Here is an 11,791-nt window from a genome sequence, read left to right as displayed (position 1 = left end):
GTCGATTCCAAATCGAAACCGGACTATCATACGGGAATAACTCGATTTGATTATTCCACCGGCTTTCGGTGACAACAATATATTTTGGAGGGTGCCGCAGATGGCGACACGCGGATCGACCGAAACCATCAAGCGCAAGGAACTGGTTGGCAAGCTGAACCCGGTCTGCCTCAAGGCTTTTTCCGGGGCGGCCCAGGCGGCGAAGCGGCGCGGCAATCCCTATGTGGAACTGGTGCATTTCATCACCGCGCTGGCCGATACCGAAGGGTCCGACCTGGCGCTCTTGATGCAGGCGGCTGGGGTCGACCGGCACAGGTTCGACGGCGACGTGCTCAAGGCCACCGATGCGCTCCCGCATGGTGCGGGGTCGGTCGAAGAGTTTTCCGACCACATCTTCCGCGCGATCCAGGAAGGCTGGAACTTCGGATCCTTCGACTACGGCGACGATTCCGTGCGGTCTGCCTATGTGATCCTCGCGGCGCTGAAGGTGCCGGTGCTCGAGGGGCTGCTGTTCAAGATCAGTCTCGAATTCGACAAGTTCGACCCGGATGCGATGATCGCCGACCTCGACAACCTTCTGGCGGCGTCGATCGAGCGCAGCGGCGACTCGGTGGCCGAGGAGGCGCCGAAGGGGGCCAAGGCCAAGCCCGGCGGCAAGTCGGCGCTGGAGCAATATGCCACCGACCTGACTGAGCGGGCGAAGTCCGGCAAGATGGACCCGGTGGTGGGGCGCGACCCCGAGATCCGCCAGATCGTCGACATCCTGATGCGGCGCAAGCAGAACAACCCGATCCTCACCGGCGAGGCCGGGGTGGGCAAGACGGCGGTGGTCGAGGGCTTTGCCCAGCGTTTGGCCAAGGGCGACGTGCCGCCGCAACTGGCGAACGTGCACCTGCACATGCTCGACATCGGGCTGATGCAGGCCGGGGCTAGCGTGAAGGGCGAGTTCGAGAAGCGTCTGAAGGCGGTGATCGACGAGGTGCAGTCGAGCGACGTGCCGATCATCCTGTTCATCGACGAGGCGCATACGCTGATCGGGGCAGGGGGCGCGGCCGGAACCGGCGACGCGGCGAACCTGCTGAAACCGGCGCTGGCGCGGGGCGAGTTGCGCACCATCGCGGCCACGACCTGGGCCGAATACAAGCAGCATATCGAACCTGATCCGGCCCTGACCCGCCGGTTCCAGGTGGTCAAGGTCGAGGAACCGGACGAGGCCAAGGCCATTCTCATGTGCCGGGGCGTCGCGGGGGTGCTCGAGAAACATCACAAGGTCGAACTGCTGGACGAGGCGATCGAGGCGGCGGTGAAGCTGTCGCATCGCTATATTCCGTCGCGGCAACTGCCCGACAAGGCGATCAGCCTCCTGGACACCGCCTGCGCGCGGGTCGCGGTCAGCCAGCATGCGACGCCCGCGGAGGTCGAGGACATCCAGCGCCGGCTCGATGCGCTGGAGATCGAGGACGGTATCATTTCGCGCGAGGAAGCCATCGGCATCGAGGTCGAAGAGCGCAAGGCGGCGGTGCAGGCGGGTCTCGCCGAAGCCTCGGCGGCGATGGAGGCGGCGGCGGCGCGCTGGGATGCGGAGAAGGTCCTGGTGGACGAGATCCTGGACCTGCGGGCGCAGTTGCGCGGACTCGGGGCGGCGGTGGACGACACCGGCGATCTGGGCGATGCCGATGCCGAGGCGGTCGAGGAGATGGCCGAAGCCGAAGGCGCGCCGGAGATGGAAGTCACCGATGAGGGGGAAACAGAGCCTTTCGACCGCGACGCGACTCTGACGCGGCTCAAGGCGCAGATGGCCGAGCTGGCGATGGCGCAGGGCGAAACGCCGCTGATCCTGCCCTCGGTCGACCGGCTGGCGGTGGGCGCCGTGGTGCAGGACTGGACCGGCATTCCCATGGGCCGGATGCTGGCCAGCCAGACCGAGCGCGCGCTGTCGCTGGCCCAGACCCTGGCCGAGCGTGTGGTCGGTCAGGATCACGCGATGGAAATGATCGCGAACCGCATCCAGACCTCTGCGGCGGGGCTCAAGCCGCCCGAGAAACCGGTGGGCGTCTTCATGCTTTGCGGCCCGTCCGGCGTCGGCAAGACCGAAACCGCGCTGGCGCTGGCAGAACTCATGTACGGCGGCGAGGACAACCTCATCTCGATCAATATGAGCGAGTTTCAGGAGGCGCATACGGTCAGCACGCTGAAGGGCGCGCCGCCGGGATACGTGGGCTACGGCAAGGGCGGCATCCTGACCGAAGCGGTGCGGCGGCGGCCCTATTCCGTCGTCCTGCTGGACGAGGTGGAAAAGGCCCATTCGGATGTGCACGAAATCTTTTTCCAGGTCTTCGACAAGGGCATGATGGACGACAGCGAAGGCCGGCGGATCGACTTCAAGAACACACTGATCCTGCTGACCTCGAATGTCGGCTCTGACGAGATCATGGCGATGACCGAGGACGGCAAGGTCGCCGCCGATGCCGAGGAACTGAACGCCGCGCTGCGCAAGCCGCTGCTCGACGTCTTTCCGGCGGCGCTTCTGGGGCGGGTGGTGACGATCCCCTATTACCCGCTGTCGGATACGATGATCGAGGCGATCGCGGGCCACAAGCTGCGCAGCCTCGCCAAACGGCTGGGCGAAGGCTACGGCGCCGAGTTGGTGATCGGCGACGGCGCCATGCAGGTGATCAAGGACCGTTGCACCGAGATCGAAAGCGGCGGCCGGATGATCGACGCGATCCTCACAAACACGCTGATGCCCGAGCTCAGCCGCCGAATCCTGAGCTGGCGGCTGGAGGGCAGGGACCTCGGCCGCGTGACGGTGACCGGCGGGGCGGAGGGCTTCGGCTATGAGTTTGCGTGAGGTAAGAGGCCATGAGGGTCTTTAACCGGCCGGGCTTTGTCCATCAGCATACCGTCGGCATGGATGTGGCGGGGCGGGAACATTTCGTCTTCGTCATCAAGGGCACCTTTGCCTTTCCCGACCGGGCCGGGGCGGCACCGCAGCCGGTGGCGGACCAGTCGCCGCTGGTCTATGCGGACGAACTGACCGGGGAGCCGGGCTTTTCCGCGACGCGGTGGGAGACCGACTTCGCCTTTCGCAAGCCGAAATGCGATATCGTCCTGCAGGGCGCGGCCTATTCGCCGGGCGGGCGCCGGGTGCCGCGTGTGCAGGTCGGTCTGCGGGTCGGGTCCTGGCAGAAGCAGTTCCACGTCACCGGCCACCGCGAATGGCGGGTGATGGGCCCGCAGGTGATGACCACCGATCCCTATCCCTTTACCCGGCAGCCCTTTGGCTATGAAACCGCGTTCGGGGGTATCGACCGGCTCAACCCAGACGATCCGAAACCGCCCGCCTACATGGACAATCCGCACGGCCGCGGCTTTGCCTCGTTCCGCAACCAGTCCAAGCTGTCCGGTCAGCCGCTGCCCAATACCGAAGAGGTGGGCGTGCCCGTCACCTCGCCCTACGGAGACTATCGCCCGATGGCCCTGGGCCCGGTCTGGCGCGGTCGGCCTGACCGCCTGCGCCTGGGCGGCACCTACGACCAGCACTGGCAGGACAACGTCTTTCCCTTCCTGCCGGAGGATTTCGACGAACGCCATTACCAGCAGGTCGGGCCGGACCAGCAGATCGACAAGCCGCAGCGCAGCCTCGAGGTGGTGATCCTCAACCTCACGCCGTCCGGGCGCGAGGCGTTCCGTCTGCCGGACCCGAGCCTGCCGCTGCGGCTCTATCGCGACTGGGACTGTGCCTTCGAGGGCGTGCTTCATCCCGACACGCTGCTGTTCGACACCGAGGCGCGGCGGCTGTCGCTGGTCTGGCGTGTGCAGGTGCCGATGAAGCGGCTGGTGACCGAGTTCACCGAAGCCTGGATCGGCCGGCCGCGCCCCGGCCAGCTGCGCGCCAAGCGGACGGGCAAAGCCTACCGCGACCTGACCGCCGACCGCGGCCGCCGCCCGGTGGATGCGGACACGGACACGCCGGCATGAGCAGCGGCGTCAATATCCTGTCGACGGGCATGGTGACCGCGGTCGGGCTCGATGCCGCATCAAGCTGCGCGGCGATGCGCGGGGCGCTCGACGGGATCGTCGAGACGCAGTTCATCGTGCCCGGCGGCGACTGGCTGCTTGGCGCGCCGGTGCCGCTGCCGCGCGACTGGCTGGGCGAAAAGCGGATGGCGCACCTGGCCGCCGGGGCGGTGGTCGACGCGCTGGACGGTCAGGACGCTGCGCGCGCCGACCTGCAGGTCATTCTTTGCCTGGCGGAAGACAGCCGCCCGGGCCGCCCGGTGCGCGACGTCGACCGCTTCGGCGCGCGGGTGCTGGAGTTCTCGGGCCTGCCGGCGCGGACCAAGCTGCACACGGTTAGCCATGGCCGCCCTTCGGGGATCGTGGCGCTCGAACGGGTGCGACGGATGTTCTCCCGCGGCGAGGCGAAGCACGCGCTGATCCTGGGAGTGGACAGCCTGCTGACCGGGCCGGCGGTGGCGCATTTCCTGCGCGAACGCCGCCTGCTGATGCCCGGCAACGCCAACGGGTTCATCCCCGGAGAGGCGGCGGCGGCGATCCTCTGCGCTGCCGGTCCGCCCACGCATTTCACCCTCACCGGTCTCGGGCTCGCGCGGGAAGACGCCTATCTCTACAATTCCGCAGACAGGCCCCTGCGCGGCGACGGCATGACCACCGCCTGTCGTGATGCGCTGGTGATGTCCGGCATCACCTATGGCGCGATAGACTACCGCGTCACGGACATGTCGGGAGAGGCGTATTTCTTCAAGCAGGCGGCGCTGGCGATGCAGCGGCTGCTGCGCGAACACCGTGATGTGCAGGACCTGTGGACGCCCGCGGATTCGGTCGGCAACGTCGGCGCGGCGATGGTGCCGCTGATGGTGGGATGGGCGCTGACCGCGTTCGAGAAGGGCTACAGTCCCGGTAATCCGCTGATGATCGAAGCCTCGGGCGACGACGGCGGTTGCGGCGCCGCGGTGTTCCGCTCGGCCGAGAGGAGGGCGGCGGCATGACGGTGTTCGCAAACGCGCTTGAAGTGTCCTGCAAGGCACAGGCCAACAAGATCATCGCGGCCTTTCCCGATGTCTGCATGACCCCGCCCGAGGCGCCGCCGACGCCGCCGGGCGTGCCGATCCCCTATCCCAACTTCGGCATGGACAGCGACACCGACAAGGGCACCGGCACGGTCAAGATCGGCGGCAAGACGGTCAACCAGAAGAATTCGTCCTACTTCACCAAGACCACCGGCGACGAGGCCGGGGCGGCGGCCAAGAAGGGCGTCGTCAGTTCCAAGAACACCGGCAAGAGTTATTCCCAGGCGTTTTCGATGAACGTGAAGGCCGAGGGCAAGAACCTCACCCGGTTCTCGGACATTTCGACCAACAACCACGGCTCGCCGCCGAACGTGCCGCCCTGGCCCAAGATCGGCCAGCCCTGGGTTCCGCCGCCCGGCGACCCCTGCGCGGGCGAAAAGGCCAAGATCCAGGAGGCCTGCAAAAGCGAGGAAGACGTCGCCGCATCCTGCAAGAAGGCCGGGCTCGACAAGTCTCCGGGCAAGCGCGAGACCGATGGCTTTACCCATTCCGGTCCGTCGGACCGCAGCTCGGCCCCGAAACCGTCGAAGTCGCCCAGGGTGGCCGCCGGAAAGGTGCGCACCAACGAAGAGCTCATCGCGATGGCCGACAAGGCGCAGAAGGATGGCTGTCTTGCCGCGCTGGCGTGCAAGTTGCCTGAATACGGCGACGGCAACACCTGCCCCTGTCCGGGGCAGACCGGGCACCACGTGGTGCCGGCCTCGTCCTTCTTCAACAAGGGCCGGGGCGAGAACCCGAAGCCGGGCGAACTGCCGCTGGTGATTCACACCCCGCCCGAAAAGCCGCCGGCGGGCTACAAGAAACCGCCGCCTTACGACCCCAAAAAGGCGCCGGTGGTCTGCGCCGAAGGCTGTTCCAATACCACCGGATCGCACGGCATGATGCATACCGAAATGAAGGCCGCGATCATGGCACGGGGACATTCAATCGAAAACGTTCCGCTGCAGGTCCAAGGGCAGTCGAAGCCGCAGAAAAAGACCTCGATGACCTATGGAGAGCAGAAGAAAGAAGCCATCAAGGCGATGGAAAAGACCTTTCCTCTGTCGAAATGCGACCCGGCCTGTATCGAGGCGCAACTGGACGATTACCATGTCAATACGCTTGGAGCGAAGGACGAAACGCCGCTTCGGGCGGACAAGTGCGGCCGGTCGAGCAAGGAAATTCCCGATGCGGTCAAGATGGGCAAGGTGCGCGCCGCCAAGCTTCGCGCAAGTGGGGGAGGGGGCTAGATGCTGCCGCTGCTGAAAGAAATGTCCCTGACCGTCGCCGCGGTGCGCGACGATTCCATCGCGGCTGGCGCGGTGATCCTGGACGAATTCGCTTTCGACGACAGCTTTCCGCACGGGTCGATATATACGATCACCGACAGCCTCGCACAGGATCGGGGCCTGTTCCCGATGACCTTCGTAGGGCTCGACTATGACGCGCGCGGTCTGCTCTGGGCGGTGGCCGAAGGCGGCGACGTCCTGATCCTGGACGAGACAGGCGTGACCGAGGACGGCATCGACGACCTGCGCGCGCCGTTGCGTGACCTGCTGGCCATCGACGGCGCGGTGCTGGTCTGCGGCGGCAACCACCAGGTCTACCGCCGGCGGAACACCGAGGATTGGGAAGACATCGGCCCGGACGCCGATCTGCAGGAGGACTACCCCGAAAACCACTTCGAGGCGATCGCGGGCTTCTCGGCCTCAGAGCTTTACGCCGCGGGCCGCGACGGGGTGATCTGGTGGTACGATGGCGCGGTCTGGACGCCGGTGCAGGCGACGACCAACCTGGCCTTTCTCTGCGTCACCTGCGCGGACGACGGCGTGGTTTACCTCGGCGGCCAGGCCGGTGTGGTGGCCCATGGCCGCCGCGATTCCTTCGAAGTGGTGACGCCCCCGGAACCACTGGCCGACATCTGGGGCATCGCGGAATATGCCGGGCATGTGCGGGTTGCGATGCACCGGGCACTGATGATCTTCGACCGCGATGAGGGACTGGCGGTCGACCCGGATGCGATGGAGCTGGCGGAAACCTTCTACAACCTCGCGCGCGGGCCGGACTCGCTCTGGTCGCTGGGCGAAAAGGACGTGCTGCGTCTGCGCGGCGACACCTGGGAGGCGTTCGACGAGGTGCCGGTGCAGTCCGAATGATCCGACCGCCTCAGGCGTCGGCGGGCAGGTGCGCGGCGAGGTAGCGGCGCACCGCGTCGAGGTCGAGGTCGCGGACCGTCAGGTGCCGCGCGCCCGGTTGCAGCATCCGCAGCACGAACAGCTCTCCGGCCTCGGGAAAGTCGTCGTAGCGCTCCTGCGCGATGGTAACTCCACCCTCTCCGGCCACCCGGACCCCGTCAAGATGCGCATCCAGCCGCTCGATCAGGCGTGACAGGCGCTCTTCGTCCATGTCGGGATTGTCGTCGGGGTTCAGCAGGTGGAAATCGTAGACGCACCATAGATGCGCCGCCTCTTCGGCATGTTGCCGCACGATGTCTTCGAGGATCGGCACGGGCATGGTCGGGTCCGTCAGTTCAGGTTCACGGACCCGCCGCGGATGTGGTTGGACGCCGAGGCATGGCTGACCAGGTGGGTGCCGCGGATAGTGATGTGGCCGTCCTTTTCCATCACGATGGCGGCCTTGCCGACGCGCAGTTCGATCCGGTCCTGCGCGGTGATGCGGGTGGTCTCGCCGTCGTGGATGACCTGGGGCGCACTATCCTGCCGCGCCGGTTCGACGATGCGGCCGATGATCAGCGGCCGGTCGCGGGCGCCGTCCTCGAACAGGAGGGCGACCTCGCGGCCCGCGTCCTCGGCGGTCAGCGCGCAGAGGCTGCGGGCGGGAATCGCGTGATCGTGGGGGTTGGAGGGAAAGACCACAAGCGGCGCGCCGTCCCGAAATCCCAGCAGAAGGCCGATCACCACGCCATCGACCTGTTCCCTGACATCCATGTCCGTCACTCCGCAATGTGCTTCAACCAATGGATGCAGTATTTCACGGCGCCGTCGATTCACCAAGGGCTTTGCAGAGGCGGGCCCGCGGGCCCGCCGAAGTCGGGTCGCGCACCGGCGGTCCGCCGCGCAAAATTGCCCAAAGGCGCGGCGAAAACTGTTATTCCTGGGTCATTACAAAAAGGAGCCTTGCATTGAAACGATTCCCCCTGGCCGTGTTGGCCGCGCTTGCCCTGTCGGGACCCGCGCAGGCGCAGGACGGCGGCCTGACCGTCGAACTCAACAAGCTCGAAGCCGGTGACGCCGGCACCTGCCGTGCCTTTTTCCTCTTCCGCAACGATCTGGGCCGCACGCTCGCGGCATTCGAACTGTCGCTTGCGATCCTCGACACCGGCGGCGTCATCGACCAGCTGCTGACCGTCGATGCGGCCCCGCTGCCGCTGGAGCGAACAACGCTGAAGCTGTTCGAATTTCCCGGCATCGCCTGTGACGGCATCTCGGAAATCCTGCTGCACGACATCTCGGCCTGCCGTCCGCAAAACGGCGAGGAGATGGACTGCTTTGCCGTGCTGGCGCTGCAAAGCAAGGCGGCCACACCACTGGTGAAATAGGCCATGATCGGTCTCGATGAACTGGGGAGCGCGGGGCCCGTCCTGCTGGTGCTGGCCGTGCTGTCGGTAGTGTCCTTGTCGGTTTTCGTGGCGCGGCTTCTGGCGCTGCGCGGGCTGAGCGCGGGGCAGGGGGCGCGCGCCGACTGGCTGCATGCGATCGAATCCGGTCAGGGCTGGCCCGACCCGCCCGGTGACAACCGCGCGCCGGCGGGGCGGGTCGCGCTGCGGGCCGGAGATTTGCTGCGGCGGAAGGTGCCTGCGCCTCTGCTGGCCGCGGATCTGCAGCAGTTGGGCAATGCCGAAGTGGCGGCGATGGGGCGCGGCATCCGGCTGCTGGAACTGGTGGGCATGATCGCGCCACTGCTGGGCCTGCTGGGCACGGTGCTGGGCATGATCCAGTCGTTCCGCTCGCTGGAACTTGCCGAGGGGTCGGCCAATGCCGCGATCCTGGCGGGCGGTATCTGGCAGGCGCTGCTGACCACCGCAGCCGGGCTGGTGGTGGCGATTCCCGCAGTCGTCGGCGCAGCGATCCTGCAGGCGCGGGTCGAAGCCGGTACCTCCGAAATGGAGCGCCTCATTGGTCGCGTGACCCTCGCGCGCGGGCTGCGCGGCGGCGAGGACACGCCGTGAGGCTGGCGCGGCCCGCGACGGTGCGGCGACGCGTAACGCTGGTGCCGCTGATCGACGTGCTGTTCATCCTGCTGGTCTATTTCATGGTCACCTCGGTCTACCGCGATCTCGACATGATCCCGGTGGTGCGGGGCGGCGATCCGATGGCCGGAGCGGCGCAAGTGGACGGCGGCGCTGTGGCGGGCGGCACGCTGCTCTTGCGGATCGGCGCCGGCGGAGAGGTGGTGCTGCGCGGGCAGGCACTGACGCCCGCCGGGTTGACGGCGGCCCTGTCCGGCGCGCCCCGGGTGCTGATCCTGCCGACGGGTGCGGCGCCGCTCTGGGCGCTGACGCAGGTCATGGACGCTGTCGCGGCGGCGGGGGTCGGCGATGCGCGGCTGGTGCGGCTGGAGGACGGCGCATGAGGCTGCGCCGCGCCGATCACCGGCCTCCGGCAGAGCCGATCATCGCGCTGGTCGACGTGGTGTTCTTCCTGCTGGTGTTCTTCCTGCTGGTCGCGCGGTTCGACGCCTCGGCGCCGTTCGAAGTGGTGCCGCCGATCGCCGTCTCGGGACAGGACATGCCGGGCGGCGGCGTCACCCTGTCGGTGGCACGCGACGGCGCGCTCGCGGTGAACGGGGATGCGGTGGGCGATGACTGGCTGGCGCAGATCGAGGCGGCGGCGGCGCGGGACGCGGCGCGCCTGATCCGTATCAACGCCCACCGCGACGTCGCCATGCGCCACCTGATGCCCTTGGTGTCGGCACTCGAGGCGGCGGCGCTCGGGGAGGTGGTGATCGTGGTCACCCCGTCCGGGCCATGAGCGTCGCGCGGGGCGGTCTGGCAGTCGCCGCATCGCTGGCGCTGCACGTGGGCGCGGGGCTTGCGCTGCTGCCCTGGCTGGCGCCGCGGACGGTGCCACAACAGGGCGGCGGCGACACCCGGGTGATGCTGGCCACGATGGCGGTGCCGCGCGACCGGGCGGTGCCACAGGAGCCGGAGGTCGAACAGGCGGCCCGGGCCGAGGCCAGCGGCGCGCGGATGCCGGGGCAGGCCGTGCCGGTGCGCCGCGCCCCGGTGCAAAGCCCGAACGCCGATGCGGTGACGGCCTTGCCCGCGTCGGGCGCGGTCCTGTCCGCCCGGACCGATCCGGTCGCGCCGGTCGCGGCGCTGCGTCCCGAGGCCGCTACGACCGCGGCGCTTGCCCCGTCTGCTGCGAGGGCGGGGGAGGTGCGGGCGCAACCGGTGAAGGCCGTTGCCGCCCAGCCGGACCAGATGCGGGCGATGGCAGCGGACGACGCTGTACAGGCCAGCGCCGCGCGGGTCGTGGTGGCGCGGACCGTCCCCGCGGCGCAACCCGCCATCGCGGCGCGCCAGGACACCGCCGAAGCTGTGCCCGCCCAGCCCGTCAAGGCGATGTCCGTCGCAGCAGTCGGCGCGGTCCTGTCGGCCCGGCTGGCCGACGCGGCACCGATCGCGGCCGATGCGCCATCTGCCGCACGGGTCCGCGCCGAACCCACACCGCCGCCGGTAGCGGCCGAAACCCCGGTCGGAGCAGACGCCGCTGCAATGGCACTCGCTCCGGTGCCGTTGTCCGCCCGCGCGCCGCAGGCGCGGCAGGCCTCCGCGCTGGCCTCCGGCGGTGCGGTCGTGACGGCGGGGCTCGCGTGGAGCGGTGCGGGGCGTGTCAGCCTCGATGCGCAGAGCCTCGCCACGCTGGAGGCGTTTCTGTTGCCGGGACAAGCGGCGGGGCAGGAGCAGCGCGACCGCATGGCAGCGGCGATGGCGGCGCCGGACTGCGCGCGGGTGCACACGGTCTTCGACCCTGACACCGGCGCGCTGGAGTTGCGCGGCCACGTGCCGGAGGCGGCTGCGCGCGCGCCGCTGCTGGAAACCCTGCAAGCGCAAGTCGGAACCGCTCTGCCGCTGCGCGATGCGCTGCAAATCCTGCCGCGCCCGCAATGCGCCCTGCTGGACGGCATCGCCGCGATGGGCCTGCCGCAATCCGAAGAACAGCTGACCGACAGCGATCTTGTCGGCGAACACGCGCAGGTGCGGGAATATGCCTTCGACGAAGGCGACCGCCTGACCATCGACCTGACCGCGCCGGACTACCCCGCCTACGTCTACGTGGATTACTTTGACGCGAGTGGTCAGGTGCTGCATCTCGTGCCCAACGCCCGCCGTCCCCTGCGCCGTCTGGCTCCGGCGGAAACGGTGTCGGTGGGGCGCGGCGATGACCTCGACCTGCGGATCGCGCCGCCGTTCGGCCAGGATATCGCCGTGGCCTTTGCCGCCAGCCAACCGCTCTACGAAGGGGACAGGCCGCTCGTGGAACCGGCGCTGCCGTACCTCGCCGAGATGCAGGCGCGGATCGCCGACGCGCGCGCCGCCGATCCGTCGTTTCGCGGCGAATGGGTTTACCTTTTCGTAAAGACCGGCCCCGCGCCGCCCTAGCCCGGAAACCGCCGTGTCGCGGGCAAACCACCTATGGTGGAAATCCATACCGCTGGAATTGTTGCCAGAATCAAAAACATCTGAGAGACTTCGC

12 protein-coding genes are annotated in these 11,791 nt (G+C 68.1%); 10 read left to right on the top strand and 2 right to left on the bottom strand.

Annotation, left to right across the window (positions count from 1 at the left end; genetic code table 11):
- Positions 1 to 100 precede the first annotated feature (100 nt).
- From tssH to DU478_RS20745, 5 genes are read left to right on the top strand one after another with little or no spacing between them, the layout of a single operon-like run.
- Complete coding sequence (gene tssH, locus DU478_RS20765) at positions 101 to 2,851, top strand: type VI secretion system ATPase TssH (RefSeq protein ID WP_114512785.1); 2,751 nt, start codon at positions 101 to 103, stop codon at positions 2,849 to 2,851.
- A gap of 11 nt (positions 2,852 to 2,862) precedes the next feature.
- Positions 2,863 to 3,981: a DUF2169 family type VI secretion system accessory protein gene (locus DU478_RS20760; protein ID WP_114512784.1), complete on the top strand. Its 1,119-nt coding sequence runs from the start codon at positions 2,863 to 2,865 to the stop codon at positions 3,979 to 3,981.
- Positions 3,978 to 5,012: a 3-oxoacyl-ACP synthase gene (locus DU478_RS20755; RefSeq protein ID WP_114512783.1), complete on the top strand. Its 1,035-nt coding sequence runs from the start codon at positions 3,978 to 3,980 to the stop codon at positions 5,010 to 5,012. The genes DU478_RS20760 and DU478_RS20755 overlap by 4 nt, the downstream gene beginning before the upstream one ends.
- Complete coding sequence (locus DU478_RS20750; protein ID WP_114512782.1) at positions 5,009 to 6,322, top strand: PAAR-like domain-containing protein; 1,314 nt, start codon at positions 5,009 to 5,011, stop codon at positions 6,320 to 6,322. Before DU478_RS20755 ends, DU478_RS20750 begins: the two co-directional genes overlap by 4 nt.
- Positions 6,323 to 7,228, top strand: coding sequence for a beta propeller repeat protein (locus DU478_RS20745; RefSeq protein WP_114512781.1), 906 nt, complete (start codon positions 6,323 to 6,325; stop codon positions 7,226 to 7,228).
- 10 nt (positions 7,229 to 7,238) lie between these two features.
- Here DU478_RS20745 and DU478_RS20740 read toward each other — a convergent pair whose 3' ends face one another.
- Both DU478_RS20740 and DU478_RS20735 read right to left on the bottom strand, forming a co-directional pair.
- Positions 7,239 to 7,586 (bottom strand): hypothetical protein, encoded by a 348-nt coding sequence (locus tag DU478_RS20740; RefSeq protein WP_114512780.1) that lies wholly within the window; start codon positions 7,584 to 7,586, stop codon positions 7,239 to 7,241.
- An 11-nt stretch (positions 7,587 to 7,597) separates the two neighbouring features.
- Positions 7,598 to 8,020, bottom strand: coding sequence for a DUF6484 domain-containing protein (locus DU478_RS20735; RefSeq protein ID WP_114512779.1), 423 nt, complete (start codon positions 8,018 to 8,020; stop codon positions 7,598 to 7,600).
- Positions 8,021 to 8,214: 194 nt separating this feature from the next.
- Here DU478_RS20735 and DU478_RS20730 point away from each other — a divergent pair, with 194 nt between their 5' ends.
- The 5 genes from DU478_RS20730 to DU478_RS20710 are packed head-to-tail and all read left to right on the top strand — an operon-like array spanning position 8,215 to position 11,697.
- A complete protein-coding gene (locus tag DU478_RS20730) occupies positions 8,215 to 8,631 on the top strand; it encodes a hypothetical protein (protein WP_114512778.1) in 417 nt (138 codons plus the stop codon).
- A gap of 3 nt (positions 8,632 to 8,634) precedes the next feature.
- The gene (locus DU478_RS20725; protein ID WP_114512777.1) at positions 8,635 to 9,261 is read left to right on the top strand and encodes a MotA/TolQ/ExbB proton channel family protein; all 627 of its coding nucleotides are present in this window, start codon (positions 8,635 to 8,637) and stop codon (positions 9,259 to 9,261) included.
- Positions 9,258 to 9,665 carry an ExbD/TolR family protein gene (locus DU478_RS20720; RefSeq protein WP_114512776.1) on the top strand — a complete coding sequence of 136 codons (408 nt, stop codon included), beginning with the start codon at positions 9,258 to 9,260 and terminating at the stop codon, positions 9,663 to 9,665. Before DU478_RS20725 ends, DU478_RS20720 begins: the two co-directional genes overlap by 4 nt.
- Complete coding sequence (locus DU478_RS20715) at positions 9,662 to 10,063, top strand: biopolymer transporter ExbD (RefSeq protein WP_114512775.1); 402 nt, start codon at positions 9,662 to 9,664, stop codon at positions 10,061 to 10,063. The genes DU478_RS20720 and DU478_RS20715 overlap by 4 nt, the downstream gene beginning before the upstream one ends.
- Complete coding sequence (locus DU478_RS20710; protein WP_114512774.1) at positions 10,060 to 11,697, top strand: DUF4384 domain-containing protein; 1,638 nt, start codon at positions 10,060 to 10,062, stop codon at positions 11,695 to 11,697. The genes DU478_RS20715 and DU478_RS20710 overlap by 4 nt, the downstream gene beginning before the upstream one ends.
- The last annotated feature ends 94 nt before the right edge of the window (positions 11,698 to 11,791 follow it).

It is taken from the genome of Thalassococcus profundi, assembly GCF_003344785.1.
Taxonomy (GTDB): Bacteria; Pseudomonadota; Alphaproteobacteria; order Rhodobacterales; family Rhodobacteraceae; genus Puniceibacterium; species Puniceibacterium profundi.
This window is presented reverse-complemented; position numbering and strand designations above follow the sequence as displayed.

Excerpts from the sequence above, each read along its gene's own strand:
- DU478_RS20750 (WP_114512782.1), top strand. The coding sequence starts at position 5,009 with ATGACGGTGTTCGCAAACGCGCTTGAAGTGTCCTGCAAGGCACAGGCC.
- DU478_RS20740 (WP_114512780.1), bottom strand. The coding sequence starts at position 7,586 with ATGCCCGTGCCGATCCTCGAAGACATCGTGCGGCAACATGCCGAAGAG.
- DU478_RS20760 (WP_114512784.1), top strand. The coding sequence starts at position 2,863 with ATGAGGGTCTTTAACCGGCCGGGCTTTGTCCATCAGCATACCGTCGGC.
- DU478_RS20745 (WP_114512781.1), top strand. The coding sequence starts at position 6,323 with ATGCTGCCGCTGCTGAAAGAAATGTCCCTGACCGTCGCCGCGGTGCGC.
- DU478_RS20710 (WP_114512774.1), top strand. The coding sequence starts at position 10,060 with ATGAGCGTCGCGCGGGGCGGTCTGGCAGTCGCCGCATCGCTGGCGCTG.
- DU478_RS20755 (WP_114512783.1), top strand. The coding sequence starts at position 3,978 with ATGAGCAGCGGCGTCAATATCCTGTCGACGGGCATGGTGACCGCGGTC.
- tssH (WP_114512785.1), top strand. The coding sequence starts at position 101 with ATGGCGACACGCGGATCGACCGAAACCATCAAGCGCAAGGAACTGGTT.
- DU478_RS20715 (WP_114512775.1), top strand. The coding sequence starts at position 9,662 with ATGAGGCTGCGCCGCGCCGATCACCGGCCTCCGGCAGAGCCGATCATC.
- DU478_RS20725 (WP_114512777.1), top strand. The coding sequence starts at position 8,635 with ATGATCGGTCTCGATGAACTGGGGAGCGCGGGGCCCGTCCTGCTGGTG.
- DU478_RS20735 (WP_114512779.1), bottom strand. The coding sequence starts at position 8,020 with ATGGATGTCAGGGAACAGGTCGATGGCGTGGTGATCGGCCTTCTGCTG.